Source organism: Mesorhizobium erdmanii, from assembly GCF_013170725.1.
Taxonomy (GTDB): domain Bacteria; phylum Pseudomonadota; class Alphaproteobacteria; order Rhizobiales; family Rhizobiaceae; genus Mesorhizobium; species Mesorhizobium erdmanii.
Genome location: NZ_CP033361.1, coordinates 419,343 through 436,120, shown reverse-complemented (window position 1 = coordinate 436,120; position 16,778 = coordinate 419,343). Strand labels below are relative to the sequence as shown.

Annotated in this window: 15 protein-coding genes; 1 reads left to right on the top strand and 14 read right to left on the bottom strand. The window is 64.0% G+C overall.

What is annotated here, in order from left to right; translation table 11 throughout:
- Window positions 1-22: 22 nt before the first annotated feature.
- From EB233_RS01940 to puuE, 14 genes are all read right to left on the bottom strand, one after another.
- On the bottom strand, window positions 23-1,453 hold the full coding sequence (locus EB233_RS01940) for a S8 family serine peptidase (protein ID WP_064990294.1): 1,431 nt from the start codon (window positions 1,451-1,453) through the stop codon (window positions 23-25).
- Window positions 1,443-2,111 carry an anti-sigma factor gene (locus EB233_RS01935; RefSeq protein ID WP_081294146.1) on the bottom strand — a complete coding sequence of 223 codons (669 nt, stop codon included), beginning with the start codon at window positions 2,109-2,111 and terminating at the stop codon, window positions 1,443-1,445. The genes EB233_RS01940 and EB233_RS01935 overlap by 11 nt, the downstream gene beginning before the upstream one ends.
- Window positions 2,108-2,674 carry a sigma-70 family RNA polymerase sigma factor gene (locus EB233_RS01930; RefSeq protein ID WP_064990710.1) on the bottom strand — a complete coding sequence of 189 codons (567 nt, stop codon included), beginning with the start codon at window positions 2,672-2,674 and terminating at the stop codon, window positions 2,108-2,110. Before EB233_RS01930 ends, EB233_RS01935 begins: the two co-directional genes overlap by 4 nt.
- A gap of 247 nt (window positions 2,675-2,921) precedes the next feature.
- Entirely contained in the window at window positions 2,922-3,761 is an 840-nt protein-coding gene (locus EB233_RS01925) for an alkaline phosphatase family protein (RefSeq protein ID WP_081294193.1), read from the bottom strand.
- Window positions 3,762-3,844: 83 nt separating this feature from the next.
- Complete coding sequence (locus EB233_RS01920) at window positions 3,845-5,431, bottom strand: ABC transporter substrate-binding protein (protein WP_064990297.1); 1,587 nt, start codon at window positions 5,429-5,431, stop codon at window positions 3,845-3,847.
- 108 nt (window positions 5,432-5,539) lie between these two features.
- The gene (locus tag EB233_RS01915) at window positions 5,540-7,195 is read right to left on the bottom strand and encodes an ABC transporter ATP-binding protein (RefSeq protein WP_064990298.1); all 1,656 of its coding nucleotides are present in this window, start codon (window positions 7,193-7,195) and stop codon (window positions 5,540-5,542) included.
- A complete protein-coding gene (locus EB233_RS01910) occupies window positions 7,195-8,019 on the bottom strand; it encodes an ABC transporter permease (protein ID WP_027055609.1) in 825 nt (274 codons plus the stop codon). The genes EB233_RS01915 and EB233_RS01910 overlap by 1 nt, the downstream gene beginning before the upstream one ends.
- 10 nt (window positions 8,020-8,029) lie before the next feature.
- The gene (locus tag EB233_RS01905; protein WP_027055608.1) at window positions 8,030-8,989 is read right to left on the bottom strand and encodes an ABC transporter permease; all 960 of its coding nucleotides are present in this window, start codon (window positions 8,987-8,989) and stop codon (window positions 8,030-8,032) included.
- Between the two features lie 16 nt (window positions 8,990-9,005).
- A complete protein-coding gene (locus EB233_RS01900) occupies window positions 9,006-10,592 on the bottom strand; it encodes an ABC transporter substrate-binding protein (protein WP_027055607.1) in 1,587 nt (528 codons plus the stop codon).
- 153 nt (window positions 10,593-10,745) lie between these two features.
- Window positions 10,746-12,731 carry a CocE/NonD family hydrolase gene (locus EB233_RS01895; protein ID WP_064990711.1) on the bottom strand — a complete coding sequence of 662 codons (1,986 nt, stop codon included), beginning with the start codon at window positions 12,729-12,731 and terminating at the stop codon, window positions 10,746-10,748.
- A 95-nt stretch (window positions 12,732-12,826) separates the two neighbouring features.
- Entirely contained in the window at window positions 12,827-13,420 is a 594-nt protein-coding gene (locus EB233_RS01890; RefSeq protein WP_064990299.1) for a nucleoside deaminase, read from the bottom strand.
- Between the two features lie 18 nt (window positions 13,421-13,438).
- Window positions 13,439-13,930: an ureidoglycolate lyase gene (locus EB233_RS01885; RefSeq protein ID WP_064990300.1), complete on the bottom strand. Its 492-nt coding sequence runs from the start codon at window positions 13,928-13,930 to the stop codon at window positions 13,439-13,441.
- Window positions 13,927-14,790, bottom strand: a complete 864-nt coding sequence (locus tag EB233_RS01880; RefSeq protein ID WP_064990301.1) for a bifunctional allantoicase/(S)-ureidoglycine aminohydrolase — start codon at window positions 14,788-14,790, stop codon at window positions 13,927-13,929. Before EB233_RS01880 ends, EB233_RS01885 begins: the two co-directional genes overlap by 4 nt.
- Before the next feature lie 10 nt (window positions 14,791-14,800).
- A complete protein-coding gene (puuE, locus tag EB233_RS01875) occupies window positions 14,801-16,219 on the bottom strand; it encodes an allantoinase PuuE (RefSeq protein ID WP_064990302.1) in 1,419 nt (472 codons plus the stop codon).
- 184 nt (window positions 16,220-16,403) lie between these two features.
- On the opposite strand from puuE, the gene uraH reads away from it, so the two are divergent.
- Window positions 16,404-16,778: a hydroxyisourate hydrolase gene (gene uraH / locus EB233_RS01870; RefSeq protein ID WP_027055601.1), complete on the top strand. Its 375-nt coding sequence runs from the start codon at window positions 16,404-16,406 to the stop codon at window positions 16,776-16,778.

Sequence of the window (16,778 nt, the reverse complement as noted above, 5' to 3'; positions counted from 1 at the left end):
GCGGGTGATCCGGACGCGAGGCCTATTCCTTGGCCGCTTCCGCCGCCTTGATGTCCAGCAACCCATAGCCGAAGTCATTGTCGCGCCCTTTGGGGCCGAGGTCTTTCGCTGTTGTCGCCAGTGCTTTCTCGATGTCGTCGGCCGAGCGGTCGGGCGCTGCATGGAGGAGATTGGCTATGGCGCCGCTGACGATCGCCGCGGCAAACGATGTGCCGGTGACGACATCGGAGCCGGCGCCGCTCGGCGCCACCATCTCGACGCCGGGCGCCGAGATGAAGACATAGGCGCCACGGTTGGCTTGCGGCATCAGCCCATCCTTGGCGTCGGTCGCGGTCACCGCGATGACGCCGTCGAAGGCGGCCGGGTAGCCATAGGGCGCCTTCGGCCCGTTATTGCCGGCGGCGGCGACCAGCACCATGCCAAGGGCGCGGGCATTGCGGCAGGCGGTGCCGAGCAGGTCGTTCTTCGGCCCGACAAAGCTCATGTTGATGATACTGACATTCTGCTCCGCCGCCCAGTCGAGCGCCGACAGGATGACGTCCATGGTCGACTTGCCGCCTTCGAAGGCGCGGGCGTGATAGATCCTGGCGCCAGGCGCCATGCCTTCCAGCGCGCCGACGCCGGCGATCAGCCCATCGACCGAGGTGCCATGGTCGCGCTTTTCGACCGGCACATCGGGCATGGCATCGAACTGCGCGGCGATGACGCCGGTGAGCGCCGGATTGGTGTCGTCGATGCCGGTATCGATGACGGCTACCCTGACGTTTTCGCCGCTTGCCTGTTTGGCGTCGAGCGCGATGCGGTCGAAGGCATAGTTGACGATGCCAGCGGCCTGCTGCAGCGAGTAGATGTGGTTCGGCTCGCGCCGCTGCGTGCGGCCATCGGCGGCAAGTTGCGCCAGCACGACGCCGACAGGACGGCCGTCGGGAATGCCAAAGCGTACCAATGTGGTGCCGAGCAGCCGGGACTGGCGCTGCGAGCGCACTTCGAGGCCGAAGGAGGCGGCGATCTGCTGCACGGCGCCGGCATCGCCATCGACTGTCACCAGCACTTCGTCGGGCACGAATTCGCCGGTCACGGCACGCGGCGGTTGAGCGGCGATGAGATCGGTCGGCGAGATGACCGGGCCGCCTGCCGGCGGGCCGGCCTGAGTGTTGCCGGGCGGTGTCGACGGCTCTGGTCGCGGCGTCGGTACTGGCGCGACCGGATTGGGAAACAGGTCGACGATCAGGGCAGGCAGGAAGACGGCACCGGCCTCCGCGGCGCCCGAGCCGCCCTTGATGTCGCCACCTTCCTTGGCGCATGCGGCGGCTGTCGCATTGGCCCCGTTGCGGCAGTCGATTCTGGTCTGGTCGGTGGCGGCGGTATTGCTCTGTGCCGACGCAGGCAAGACGGCGATTGTCATCGCCGCCGCCAGCATTGCCGCCAATCGAAGGGCCGCCTCAGCCGCCATCAACCGGTTTCCTTCCCTCGATCACAGTGTCCGCGAAAGGCTGGGCGGCAATAAGGCCGAGCTGCTTGGTGTAGTCGGCGGCGTTGGCGGCTGGGATGCCGAGCCGGAAGATGCCGTCGGCGGTCGGTCCACCGATGATCTTGAGCTTGTTGGCGTCGAGGAAAACGGCAATGTCGGACATCTTCGCGTCCGGCTTGAACCTGACCAGCGCGAACGGCATCTTCGCCAGGTCGTCTTCGGCACCGGCAATCTCGAAATCCTTGCCTTTGCCACCGGGTTGCACCAGCGACTGCACCGCGACCAGCGCCAGCAGGACGGCGGCCGCCGCCCAGGCGACACCGACAGGGACCGCCATGAACCGGCTCCAGGCCTGCGCCAGCCAGGACGAGCCGGCCTGAGCCCGCGCTGGCCCGGCCTCGGCGTCGAGCGCCCTGGCGAAGCGGCTGAGCGCGTCGGCGGGCGGCCGGATCGCTTCATTGGCGGCGGATGCGCCGGAGAATTCGGCCTCGGCTTCGCCAAGCGCGGCAAGGGCGGCCGGATCGGTCGCCAGCCATTCCTCGACGGCTTCCAGCTCCGAACCTTCCAGCGAACCGTTCAGGTAGAACGGCAGCAGCGTTTCCATTTCGTCGCGGCGCGACATTTTTTCAGCGGCGCTCATGGCCACCCCCTGTCGTAACCGGCGGCCTTGAGGGCCTCGCCGAGTTTCTTGCGGGCGTAGAACATCCGGGTCTTGACCGTGGCGACCGGGATGTTGAGCACCTCGCCGATCTCGGTCACCGACTGTCCGTGATAATAGGCAAGATCGATCACCGCGCGGTGCTCTTCGGGCAAGGCGTCGATGAAGCGGCGCAAGGCAGCGGCCTTGTCCTCTTTTATGGTGACGACTTCCGGCGTGTCGGCGCTGTCGGGCACCGCGGCGGCGGCCTCGTCGTCGATCCAGTCTTCCTTCTTCTTGCGCAGCAGCGAGAGCGCCTTGAACCGGGCGATGCCGAGCAGCCAAGTCGAGACTTCGGAGCGCCCTTCGAAGCCCGGCGCCTGGCGCCACAGCTCGAGGAACACCTCGTTCGCGATATCGTCAGCCATCATTTCCGATCCCGTCTGGCGCGCCACGAAGCGGTAGACCCGCGCGTGGTGACGCATGAACAGGAGCCGCACGGCGGCACGGTCGCCCTTCGCGACCCGGTCGACAAGCGCGCGATCGGTCTCCGTCGCTGCCGTCATGGCCGGTTGAGCCGCCTGGCTCCTGTCTGCTCTGTCGCTGATCGGTCCAAAAAGGTTCATCCTCCGCCAAGGAATTTTGGGAGGCTAACTGAAGAAAGGGGAGGTTGCCAGAGTCTCCCTTCTCCCGTCACTGTACGAGGAGAAGGTGCCGGCAGGCGTAGGGGGGCGGCGCTGACGTCAGCTATTGATATCCCTCAGGTCTGCCCTCGTGGAGGGACTGGAAGAAGGGCAGCGTCTCGGCCGCCAACTAACTCAAAAACGGCTTCGCTTTCATCGTCGCCGGCACCGGCACGCCGAGCCGGCTCAGCACTGTCGGGGCCAGCTGCAACTGGTCGAGCAGCGTATCGGCTTCGGGCCCCTGGCCTTGGCCGAAATAATACAGCGCGAAATCCTGCATCTCGTCGTCATGGCCGCCATGGTGGCCGCGGTCGGTCTGGCCGTGATCGGCGGTGACCATCACCTCGTAGCCGGCCGCGATCCAGCCCGGCAGGAAGGCCGCCAGCATGCCGTCCATGGCGTAGACGGCATGGTCCATCTCATGGCAGTCGTGGCCGAAGCGGTGACCCATCGAATCCAGCGTGCAGGTGTGCAGGATGCCGTAGTCTATGCCGTGGCGTTTGGTCAGCATGGTCAGCGTCGCGAACAGGTCGACATCGCTCGGCGTCATCTGGTTGCGCGCGTTGTAGCCGGTCATGGTGTGGAAGCGGCCATGCGTGATCGGACCGCCAGGCTCGTCATACTCCATATCCTCGACCAGGTCGAACGGGTAGGACCGGAAGAATTCGGACCAGTAGGAATGGGTGACTGCCCCGGTCTTACCTCCGGCGTTGCTGACCTCGGAGAAGATGTCGGGCTGTTTGACGCGGAAGCGGTTCTCGTTGGAAAGAATGCCGTGCACCTGCGGCGACACGCCTGTGTGGATCGAGGCATAGCAGCAGGCCGAGGTCGACGGCAGCACCGAGCGCATCTTCCACACCCTCGCTTCGCCCGACTGCACCCAGCCCTCGAGATTGCCCATCAGCCGACGCCAGTTGCGGTAAGGCACGCCGTCGAGGATGATCAGCAGAAGCTTGGTGTCGAGTGCCACGGGCGCCTCCATGCGTCGATGGTTTCAAAAAAGTGCGCCGCGTGTCGCACGAACACGCGGCGCTTTTCAGTGGCAGTCCAGCACTAGGCGTTCAGCCAGCATTCGGCGAGCGCGTAGCCGTCCATCATTTCGCCGATCGGGCTCTTGGCAAAGCCGCTGATCTTGTTCGTAGCTGCTGCGTCGATGAACTGGTTGAAGAACGGCACGATCAGGCCGCCTTCGTCGCGCATCAGGACAGCCATGTCGTGGTAGATCGCCTTGCGCTTGGCCTGGTCGAGTTCACCACGCGCCGCAAACAGCATCTTGTCGAATTCCGGCCGCTTGAAGCGGGTGTCGTTCCAGTCGGCGGTCGAGACATAGCCGGTGGAGTACATCTGGTCCTGCGTGGCGCGCCCGCCCCAGTAGGAGAGCGAGAAGGGCTGCTTGTTCCAGACTTCCGACCAGTAGCCGTCGCCCGGCTCGCGCTTGATCTCGATCTTGATGCCGGCCTTGGCGGCGCTCTGCTGATAAAGCTGGGCGGCGTCGACCGCGCCGGGAAAGGCGACATCGGAGGTGCGCAGCAGGATCGAGCCGCTGTGGCCCGACTTCTTGTAGAGCGCGGCCGCCTTTTCCGGGTCGAACTTGCGCTGCTCGATGGCGGTAAACAGCGGATAGGCCTCGTTGATCGGGAAGTCGTTGCCGACCGAACCGTAGCCGCGCAGGATCTTCGTCAGCATCTCCTCGCGGTCCATGGCGAGTTTCAGCGCCATGCGCAGGTCGTTGTTGTCGAACGGCGCCGTGTCGCAGAACATGTTGAACGGATAGTAGCCCTTGCCCGACACATTCTCGATGGTGACGCCCGGGATGCGCTTGACCAGGTCGACGACTTTTGGCTCGACGCGGTTGATCATGTGCACCTGGCCACCCTGCAACGCGGCCAGACGGGCCGTCGCGTCGTTGATGACGACAATCTCGACCTGGTCGGCATGGCCGGCCTTGTCGCCGCGCCAGTAATTGGCGAAGCGCTCGCCGCCATGGCGCACGCCCGGCTGGTTGACGGTGACCTTGTAGGGGCCGGCGCTGATGCCGGCATTCGGATTGTCCTTGCCGCCATTCGGCTGGATGACCAGATGGTAGTCGGCCATCAGATAGGGGAAGTCGGCATCCGCATCGCCGAGCGTGAAGATGACTTCCTTGCCGCTCGCCTTGACGCCCTTGATGTTCTTGAGAATGCCGAGCGCGCCCGACTTTGATTTCTCGTCGGCATGACGCTCGATGGTCGCGGCGACGTCCTCGGCGCCAACCGTCTTGCCGTTATGGAATTCGATTCCGTCACGAATCTTGATCGTCCATGTCTTGGCGTCCTTGGAGGCGCCGATGTCCTCGGCGATCAAGTTCACCAGCTTGTTGTCGGGGGTCAGACGTACAAGATACTCGCCCCAAAGCTTGCCGAAGCTGAAGGTTACCTGGCTGAGGTTCAGCGCCGGGTCGAGGCTGTTGGTCGATTCGCCGCCCTGCAGGCCTGCCTTGAGGGTTCCACCCTTGACCGGCGTCTGCGCGAAGGCCCTTCCGGCCAGCGTCGTCGCCAGCGCCGCCGATACGCCGAGAGCCGCCGTGCGGCCAAGGAAGTCGCGCCGCGATATCCGGCCCTGGCCGGCGAGTTCTGCCAGGTGGTCGAGCTCAGTCTTCATGTCCTACCCCTTTGTTGAAAACAACGTCACGAACGACGCCCGTCCAGAGGACGTGTGGCGTCCTTGTGTGGCACCCGGATGACGGCAGTCGGTGTTGCCGGCAGTTGGTCAGTTCCCCGCGCTGGCCATGCGCCGTCCCTTGATCGCCTTTTCCAGCCAGCCGATCTCCATCTCTGGAACCGACGACAGGAGAAGGTCGGTATAGGCGTCGAAGGGCGGCGTCAGAACCTTGCTCTTCGAGCCATAGCGGACCACTTCGCCGCGATACATCACCGCGATGGAATCGGCTATCGACTTCACGGTGGCGAGGTCGTGGGTGATGAAGAGGTAGGCGACCTTCTCGTGCTCCTGCAGGTTCAGCAGCAGCTTGAGGATGCCGTTGGCCACCAGCGGGTCGAGCGCCGAGGTCACCTCGTCGCAGATGATCAGCTTCGGCTTGGCGGCGAGCGAGCGGGCGATGCAGACGCGCTGCTTCTGGCCGCCGGAAAGCTCGGCCGGATAGCGGTCGATGAAGCCCTTGCCCATCTCGATCTCGTCGAGCAGTTCGGCAACGCGCTTGTCGCGCTCCCTGCCGCGCATGCCGAAGTAGAATTCGAGCGGCCTGCCAATGATGGTGCCGACGGTCTGGCGCGGGTTCATCGCCACGTCGGCCATCTGGTAGATCATCTGCAACTGGCGCAGATCCTCCTTCGGCCGGTCGGCAAGCCGGTTGGCAAGCGGGCGTCCGTCGAAGGTGACGGTGCCTTGCTCGGGCGGCAAAAGTCCGGTGATGGCGCGCGCCAGCGTCGACTTGCCGGAGCCGGATTCGCCAACCACGGCCAGCGTCTGGCCGGGGTATATGTCGACCGAGACGTTCTTCAGCACCTTGACCTGGCCGCCGCCGTAAGCGGCGGTGACGTTCTTGACCGACAGGAACGGCGTCGCGCCGGGGTTCTGTTCGGAATGCTCGATCTCATGCACCGAAACCAGGGCGTTGGTGTATTCCTGGCGCGGCTCCTTGATGATCTGGCGGGTGCCGCCCCATTCGACCAGCCTGCCATGGCGCAGCACCATGATCTCGTCGGAGACCTGGGCGACCACGGCAAGGTCGTGGGTGATGTAGAGCGCCGCCACATGGGTGTCGCGGATAGCGTCCTTGATCGCCGCCAGAACGTCGATCTGCGTCGTCACGTCGAGCGCCGTGGTCGGCTCGTCGAAGACGATCAGGTCGGGTTCCGAACACAGCGCCATCGCCGTCATCACGCGTTGCAGCTGGCCGCCTGAGACCTGGTGCGGAAAGCGTTCGCCGATGGTTTCGGGGTTCGGCAGGCTGAGCTTCTTGAAAAGTGCTATGGCACGCTTCTCGGCCTCGGCGCGTGTCGCCGTGCCGTGCAGCAGCGTGGCTTCCACCACCTGGTCCATCAGCCGGTGCGCCGGGTTGAAGGCCGCGGCCGCCGACTGCGCGACATAGCAGACCTCACGGCCGCGCAGCTTGCGAAAACCTTCCTTGCCGCCCTTCAATATGTCACGGCCGTTGAGGATCACCTCGCCGCCGGTGATGCGCACGCCACCACGGCCATAGCCCATGGAGGACAGGCCGATGGTCGACTTGCCGGCGCCGGATTCGCCTATCAGGCCCAGCACCTTGCCTTTTTCCAGCGTCAGCGAGACATCGTGCACCAGCACGATGTTCTTTGGCGCTTCGCCGGGCGGGTAGACCGTGGCCTCGATGCGCAGGTTGCGGATATCGAGCAGCACGCCGGGTTTCGCTTTGCTGTCGGCCATCACCCGCGCCCTCCCTTCAGGCTTGTCGTGCGGTTGAGGATCCAGTCGGCGACAAGGTTGACCGAGATGGCAAGGGCCGCGATCGCTGCCGCCGGAATGAGTGCCGCGGCGATGCCGAAGACGATGCCGTCCTTGTTTTCCTTGACCATGCCGCCCCAGTCGGCGTCCGGCGGCTGCACGCCGAGGCCGAGGAAGGACAGCGTCGACAGGAACAGCACCGCGTAAATGAAGCGCAGGCCGAGTTCCGAAACCAGCGGCGACAGCGCGTTGGGCAGGATCTCTCGGAAGATGATCCAGGCGCTGCCTTCGCCACGCAGCTTGGCGGCTTCGACGTAATCCATGACGTTGATGTCGACGGCGACCGCGCGCGACAGGCGGTAGACGCGGGTCGAGTCGAGAATGCCCATGACCAGGATCAGCGTCACCAGGTTCGTCGGCAGCACCGAGAGCACGACCAGGCCCATGATAAGCGTCGGGATCGACATCAGGAGGTCGACAAGGCGCGACAGGATGGTGTCGAACCAGCCGCCGAACACTGCCGCCGAGAAGCCCAGTATGGCGCCGAGTGAGAAGGACAGCGCGGTGGCCAGCACGGCGATGAACAGGGTGATGCGGGCGCCGTAGATCATGCGCGAGAGAAGATCGCGGCCGAGATTGTCGGTGCCCAGCCAATGCGCCGCCGACATCGGTTCCCAGACGTCACCGACGATCTCGGCATTATCGTGGGGGGAAATCCACGGCGCGAACACCGCCGCCAGCACGAACAGGGCGGTCAGGACCAGGCCGATCAGGGCGGGGATGGGGATGCGTTTTATATCGAGCATGCCCGCCCCCTCACTTTGGATGTCTGAGACGCGGATTGGCGACGATCGCCGCAATGTCCGCGATGATGTTGAGGCTGATATAGACGGCGGCGAAGATCAGGCCGACCGCCTGCACGACCGGCACGTCGCGCTTGGTGACGTGGTCGACCAGATACTGCCCCATGCCGGGATAGACGAAGATCACCTCGACCACGACGACGCCGACGATGAGATAGGCGAGGTTGAGCATGACGACGTTGATGATCGGCGCGATCGCGTTCGGGAAGGCGTGCTTGCGGATGACGGCGAAGGCCGAAAGCCCCTTGAGCTCCGCCGTCTCGACATAGGCCGACTGCATGACGTTGAGGATCGCGGCGCGGGTCATGCGCATCATGTGGGCGAGCACCACCAGCGTCAGCGCCGTCGCCGGCAAGGCGATCGCTTGCATCCGCTCGCCGAACGGCATGCCGTCATAGACGGTCGAGATGGCGGGGAAGATCTGCCATTTCACCGCGAAGAAATAGACCAGCAGATAGCCGATGAAGAATTCCGGGAACGAGGTGGAGGCGAGCGCGAGGCCGGAGATCAGCTTGTCGACCCAGCCATTGCGGTAACGCACCGCGATGAGGCCGAGGATGATCGCCAGCGGAACGGCAACGATCGCCGCCCAGAAGGCGAGGAACAGCGTGTTCCACAGCCGGCCCTTGATCGAGGTCGCGATATCCTGGCCGCTCGACATCGCCGTGCCGAGGTCGCCGGTCAAGACGCCGCCGAGCCAGTGGAAGTACCTGACATAGGCCGGGTCGTTGAGCCCGAGCTGCTCGCGCAGGTTGGCGAGCGACTCCGGCGTTGCCGATTGTCCCAGAATGGCTTGCGCGACGTCGCCGGGCAGGATTTGCGTGCCGGCGAAGATCAGGACCGAAATGGCCAACAGAAGGAGGATGCCCAGCGCGATGCGCTGGGCAATTAGTTTCAGGATGGGTGAGGACATCTCTGCAAAGCCGGACTCAGGCCTGCAGCCAGCACTTCGCCAGGGCGTAACCGTTCATCAGTTCCTGGTGCGGATCGTCGACCCAGCCATCGACCTTGGCGCCGGTGGCGTCGATGAACTGGTTGAACATCGGCAGGATCAGGCCGCCTTCGTCGCGCACCAGCACCGCCATGTCGTGGTACATCTGCTTGCGCTTGGCCTCGTCGAGTTCGGCGCGCGCCGCCAGCACCATCTTGTCGAAGTCCGGGCGCTTGAAACGCGTGTCGTTCCAGTCGGCGGTCGACAGATAGGCGGTCGAGTACATCTGGTCCTGCGTCGAGCGTCCGCCCCAGTAGGAAGCGCAGAAGGGCTGCTTGTTCCAGACCTCGTTCCAGTAGCCGTCGCCGGGCTCGCGCTTGAGCTCGATCTTGATGCCGGCCTTGGCCGCGCTCTGCTGGAAGAGCTGCGAGGCATCGACGGCGCCTGGGAAGGCGACATCCGAGGTCCGCAGCAGCACCGTGCCGTCATGGCCGGACTTCTTGTAGTGGAACTTGGCCTTGTCGGGATCGTACTTGCGCTGCTCGATTTCGGTGAACAGCGGATAGGACGCGTTGATCGGGAAGTCGTTGCCGAGCGAACCGTAGCCGCGCAGCACCTTGGTCAGCATCTCTTCGCGGTCGATCGCCAGCTTCAGCGCCATCCTGAGGTCGTTGTTGTCGAACGGCGCCGTGTTGCAATGCATGATGAAGACATAGTGGCCCGGACCCGCATGGTTGCGGATGGTGACGCCCGGCACGCGCTTGATCAGGTCGACGATCTTCGGCTCGACGCGGTTGATCATGTTGACCTGGCCGCCCTGCAGGGCCGCCGTGCGCGCCGTCGCGTCGTTGATGACGATGATCTCGATCTGGTCGGCGTGGCCCATCTTGTCGCCCTGCCAGTAGTTGGCGAAGCGTTCACCACCATGGCGCACGCCGGGCTCATTGGTCTTGACCACATACGGACCGGCCGAGATGCCGGCGTCAGCCTTGTCCTTGCCGCCGTTCGGCTGGACGATCAGGTGATAGTCGCTGAGCAGGTAGGGAAGGTCGGCGTTGGCCTCCTTCAGCGTCAGCACCACTTCCTTGCCGTTGGCCTTGATGGTGTCGATGCCCTTCATGTAGCCGAGCGCGCCGGACTTCGACTTCTCGTCCGAATGGCGCTCTAGCGTGGCGGCTACGTCCTCGGCGGTCACGGTCTTGCCGTTGTGGAATTCGACGCCGTCGCGGATCTTCAACGTCCAGATCTTGGCGTCCTTGGACGAGCCGATCTCCTCGGCGATGCGGTTTTCGAGCTTGCCCTCGGGCGACAGCTCGACGATCATTTCGCCCCAGCACTTGCCGAAGGCGAACGGCACCTGCGTCATGAATAGGGCCGGGTCGAGGCTATTGGTGGATTCGCCGCCGACCAGGCCGGCCTTCAGCGTGCCGCCCTTGACCGGGCCGGCCGCTCGCGCGGCACTCGAAAGCAGCGAGTTGGCGAAAGGTGCCGCGATGCCGAGCGCTGCCGCGCGGCCGAGAAAATCACGACGGCTCAGTTTGCCTGCTGCAACGCGCCGGCTAAGGAATTCGAGTTCATTGGACATTTTGAGTTCCTCACTCTGTTGGTTCGACTCTGCGGTCGATTTCTTTGTTAATTCTCCCTGAATAATGAGGGTAAGCTAACGCCGTAAGCAAGACCGAATGCGACATGCCGTGGCGTAAATCGTACGTCGCATTTGGACCAACGACGTCGGCGCTCAGACCAGCGCGCGTGGAATATCTTCCTCGAAATTGCGCTCGAAGACGAGTTTTTCTCCCTCATAGGCCTCGATTCTGGCGCTCACGATGAAGTTTTTCGCTTCCGAGCGTATCTGCGCCCACGTCTCCGTGCGTACCGACCATCCATTTCGCGACAGCGTCTGCGTCCAGTGGGTTTTTCCCGAGGCCGACAGCGGATCGTCGGGATGGATTGTCCAGGTCTCGCGGGCGATGCTGCCATTGACGAGGCCGTGGTCGAGATCGCGCACCTCGCCGAAATCATCCGCTATGGAAAGCGTGACGATTCCGGTCTTTTCGTCGCGATCGACATGGCGTTCGGAATTGGCGGCACGGATCGTCTCGGTCGCCCAAGGCGCGGCGCCTTCCGGTTCGGCGAACGTCACCTCGTTGGCTGTCGCGAGCGGACGCAGCGGCAGGGACAAGGTCGCTGCCGACAAGGCGAGGCTGACTGGTTCCGGCGAGGGCCAGATCATTGGCCAGTAGGCGTTCGACACGGCAATGCGCAGGCGGTGGCCGGCCGGCACGCGGTAGGCGCATTGATCGAGCACGACGCGTGCCGACACGGTTTCGCCCGGCACCAGCGCCCGCGGGAATTCATGCGAGGCGCGGTGCGTCAGGTTGAGCACGCCATAGGAGATCAGCTCCGACGCGCCGTCCGGGTGCACATCGCATAGCCGGACCGCGATGTTGGCTTGTGGCCGATCCGAAGAAAGCGTGACCCGAACTTCGGGCGCACCGAGAATGTCGATCGCCTCGGCCAGTTCCGGCTGGTCGAAACACACCGACAGAGCGTCGTCGGGACGCTGGTCGCCGGGCAATTCCGGGCCGAAGGTGAACGGGAAATACTCGCCGCCGGCGAGCCCGCAATTCTGCGGCGAGGCGACGATGGCCGGTTTGCTCCCCTTGGGCAGCAGTTCTATCGCCTCCGTCTTGATGGCGGGCGACGGCCATTCCTGCTCCGCCACCCAGCGGCCGGGCCGCTCCGGGTGCCAGCGCCCCGGGCGCACGCTGTCCATCACATAGGCGCGGTAGGCGGGATCGGCCTCAACGCCGGTCTCGGCCCCCTTCAGCCAGTGGTCCCACCAGCGCAGCGCTTCCTGCAGGAAGCCGATAGCCGGCTGGGGTCCGGCATAGTGCGGGTATTTGTGGATCCACGGGCCGACAATGCCCTTTACCGGCGCTTCGATGTTGGTGACGAGATGCGAGATCGTATTGCGGTAACCGTCATGCCAGCCGCCGATCGACAGCACGGCGGCCTTGACGGCGGAATAATCCTCGCAGATCGAGCCGCGCTTCCAGTAGGCGTCGCGATGCTGATGGCTGAGCCACAGCGGCAAAAGGAAGGACTGGTTCTCCAGCCGGGTCAGCCACAGATCGCGCCACCTGTTGTCGCCGGCAATCAATGGATCCGGCGGCCGCGACGAATAGGACAGCATGGTCGAGGCCCAGCCGAAATTCTCCAGCAGCAGGCAGCCGCCCTTGTAGTGGATGTCGTCGGCGTAGCGATCGACGGTCGAGCACAGGCTGATCACCGCTTTCAGTGCCGGCGGCCCTTTGGCCGCCACCTGCAGGCAGTTGAAGCCGCCCCAGGAAATCCCCATCATGCCGACATTGCCGTTGCACCAGGGTTGAGCCGCCGCCCAGGCGATGACGTCGCAGGCATCCTGCAATTCCTGCTCGGAATATTCGTCGTCCATCAGCCCTTCGGAATCGCCGTTGCCGCGCATGTCGACGCGGATCGACGCATAGCCGTGGCCGGCGAAATAGGGATGCGTCAACTGATCGCGAAAAATGGTGCCGTCGCGCTTGCGGTAGGGCAAATGCTCGAGAATGACCGGCACCGGATCGGTGCTCGCATCGTCCGGCATCCACACCCGCGCCGACAGCCGGCAGCCATCGGGCATGACAATGCCCATGTCGGGGAATTCGACGACCTTGCGGGGAAATTCTGCGATGGTTTTCATGGTCCGCATAACGCCCGGTGGCGCCGCAACTTTCAATCGCCATTCGCGACTGGAGCAGCGAATTATGCGACCTGCGCCGCTACCTGCTTCACCGCTCAGTTCAGCGGAATCTCGTTCTCGTCCTTGTTCGCCTGATAGACACCGGAAAGCTCGTCGTAACGGGCCGAAATCTCGCCGATGCGCGTCTCTAGCCTCTGTCGTTCGGCCTCGGGCAGCGAGCGCACCAGCCTGCGGATGGAAAAACTCTTCCAGTAGGCGTTCTCGGCATTGTAGCCGCCTGGGTCGAGGGTGAAGACCTCTTTCAGGATTTTCAGGTCGTGCGGAATGGCAAAACTGTCGCGCGAATCCTCGTGGCTGAACAGGTAGTAGAAATTGTCGAAGCCGGTCCAGGTGATCGCCGACAGACAGAGCGAGCACGGCTCGTGCGTGGCGATGAAGATGGCGTCCTTCGTATCGACACGCCCCGCCTTCGGCATTTCGTAGAAGCGTTTCAGGCAATGCACTTCGCCATGCCAGAGCGGGTTTTCGATCTCGTTGTTGGTCTCGGCCAGCACCAGCGAACGGTCGTCCTTGCGCAGGATCGCCGCGCCGAACAGCTTGTTGCCGTGGGCGACTCCATCTGCCGTCTTCGGCACGATGTCATGCTCGATGACGTCGAGCAGGCGGTCGATCAGCGAAATGTCGGTCATGTCGGGAATCCAGGAAATTCAGGGGAGATGGATCTCGTAGGCGTGCGAGAAATGGAATTCCTCGAGGTTGGAGCCGTCGCCGCCACGGTCGACGATCAGGAAATCCTGCGCCTCGCCGAGCGGCGTCAGCACGCCGTGCCAGAGATTGCGGGGGTAGTTGATGCCTTGTCCGGGTGCGGTGATGAAGGCATGCGGCTCGCCCGGCCCCTCCTTGCCGTCATGGCAGACGACGACCAGGAACGGGCGCGGCGACAGCGGAATGAAGGCCTGGCTGCCGAAGGGATGGCGCTCGACCATGGTCAGTTTCAGCGGCAACTCGTAAGGCGTGCCGCGCACCATCGAGATCAGCACGCGGGCGTTGGGCCCAGCGGCCTCGGCCGTGGCGAGATCGTGGTAACGCTCGGCCTTGCCCCCATTGATCGGGTAGTGGTTGTCGCCGCCCATGTCGATGACGTCGCCGAACTCGGCAAAGGCCTCACGGGTCAGCGGACGTGCTGTGATGCGGGTCACCGCGCCCGACCGCCAATGCCCGCTCCGCCGAGCTTGGCGTGCCGGTTGACGTCCTTGTAGAGCAGATAGCGGAATTTGCCGGGGCCGCCGGCATAACAGGCCTGCGGGCAGAAGGCGCGCAGCCACATATAGTCGCCGGCCTCGACCTCAACCCAGTCCTGGTTGAGGCGGTAGACCCCCTTGCCCTCGAGCACATAGAGCCCATGCTCCATGACATGGGTCTCGGCGAACGGAATGACCGCGCCGGACTCGAGCGTGACGATGGTCATATGCATGTCGTGGCGCAGATCGGCGGGATCGACGAACCGTGTCGTCGCCCAGCGGCCCTCCGTGCCGGGCATTGGCGTCGGCGCGATCTCCTGTTCGTTGGTGAAGAAGGCTTCCGGCGTATCGAGCCCGTCGACCGCTTCGTAAGCCTTGCGAATCCAGTGGAAACGAACAGCTGCCTTGCCTTCGTTGCGAACCGTCCAGCCACTGGAAGGCGGCAGGAAAGCGAAACCGCCTGGCCGCAAGACATGCGCCTTGCCGGCAAGCATGACCGTCAACTCGCCTTCAACCACGAACAGCGCCCCCTCGGCGCCGGCATCGGGTTCCGGCCGCTCGCTACCGCCACCGGGCGCGACCTCGACGATGTATTGCGAAAACGTCTCGGCGAAGCCGGACAGCGGCCGCGACAGGATCCAGACGCGGGTCTCTTCCCAGAACGGCAAGGCGCTGGTGACGATGTCCTGCATCACCCCCTTGGGGATGACGGCATAGGCCTCGGTGAAGACGGCGCGGCCGGTCAAAAGCTCGGTCTGGCCGGAGTGGCCGCCATGTGGCGCATAGTAGGTTCGCTCGGGCATTCTGATCGTATCCATGGGTTCAAACCTATTGCGGTAGCATGTCCTTGAGGCGAAGCAGTGCGATGCGCTCGACCTGTTTGCAGGCGGTTTCGAATTCGACGCCGCGGCTGTTGCCGATGCGGGCCTCGAATTCCGCCAGGATCTCCTCCTTGGTCTTGCCCTTCACCGCTATGATGAAGGGAAAGCCGAAGGTGGTGACGTAGGCGGCGTTGAGCTTGGAGAACAGTTCGCGTTCCTTGTCGGTCAACGCATCGAGGCCGGCGGAGGCCTGTTCCCTGGTCGATTCCGCTGTCAGTCGTTTGGCCTTGGCCAGCTTGCCGGCGAGGTCGGGATGGGCGTTGAGCACGCCGAGCCGTTCGGTCTCGCTGGCGGAACGGAAGATGCGGCAGAGCGCATTGTGCAGGCCGCCGGCACTATCATGTGCCGGACCGAGTTCAAGCTCGAAGGCACGTTCGGCGATCCAGGGCGAATGCTCGAACACGCCGCCAAAAGTGTGGACGAAGGTTTCGAATTCCATCTTTGACGGACGCAGGGCCGCCGGCTTGTAGGGATGGTTCTCTTGCCAGTGGCGGGCGATGTCTATGCGCCGCGCCAGCCAGACCTTGTCGTGCGACTTGATGTAGTCGACGAAGCGTTTCAGCGCCGCCACCCGGCCCGGCCGCCCGACGAGGCGGCAATGCAGGCCGATATTCAGCATGCGCGGCCGTCCGGCCTGGCCCTCGGCATAGAGCGTGTCGAAACTGTCCTTGAGATAGGCGAAGAACTGGTCGCCCGAATTGAAGCCCTGCGGCGTGGCGAAGCGCATGTCGTTGGCGTCGAGCGTATAGGGGATGATGAGCTGGGCGCCGCCACTGTGCTCGAACCAGTAGGGCAGTTCGTCGTCATAGGTGTCGGAGACGTAGTCGAAGCCGCCTTCCTCGGCGACCAGCCGCACCGTGTTGACCGATGTGCGGCCCGTATACCAGCCAGTCGGGCGCTGGCCGGTCACTTCGTAATGCAGCTTGATTGCCGCTTCGAGGTCGCGGCGCTCATCTTCGGCGCTGTGGTCGCGGTAGTCGATCCACCGCAACCCGTGCGAGGCGATCTCCCAGCCGGCGTCCTGCATGGCGGTAACCTGGTCGGGCGAGCGTGCCAATGCGGTGGCGACGCCGTAGCAAGTCACCGGAACCTCGGCCTCGCTGAACAGGCGAAGCAGCCGCCAGAAGCCGGCTCGCGCCCCATATTCGTAGATCGATTCCATGTTCCAGTGGCGCTGACCCACCCAGGGTGCGGCGCCGACGATTTCCGACAGGAACGCTTCAGAAGCCTTGTCGCCGTGCAGCACGCAATTCTCGCCGCCCTCTTCGTAATTGACGACGAACTGCACGGCGACATGCGCACCGCCAGGCCATTTCGGATCCGGCGGATTGGCTCCGTAGCCGCGCATGTCTCTTTCGTAACGCATTACCCCTCCTGCCGGACACCGCCGGAAGTTATGATCAGGATATCGAAAGGGTGCTTCTCGCATTCCCCCGAAAATTTTTGAAAGTGTTTTTGTCGCACTCCGCTCGACCGGGACTTATGCATCGCCTTTAATTGGCGCACAATTCACCACTATTGTTCTGATGTACCTGGATGGGAGGCGGCCAATGGCAGAAACGTCGAAAGCCGATGGCGGGCGTCTGACGACCCACGTGCTGGATACGGCGACCGGCAAGCCGGCGGCCGGATTGTCGATCGCGCTCTATCGTCTCGATGGCTCGGCCAGGACGCATCTGAAGACCGTCGCCACCAATGCCGACGGCCGTTGCGACGCACCGCTGCTGGCCGGCCGAGAATTCGGCATCGGCGAATACGAGCTCGTCTTCGCGGCGGGTGACTATCTGCGCGGCCAGGGCACAGAATTGCCCAAGCCAGCCTTCCTCGACAGCGTGCCGATCCGCTTCGGCATGGCCGAGCCGGTGCATTACCATGTACCCTTGCTGATCTCGCCGTACGGCTATTCGACCTACAGGGGGAGCTGA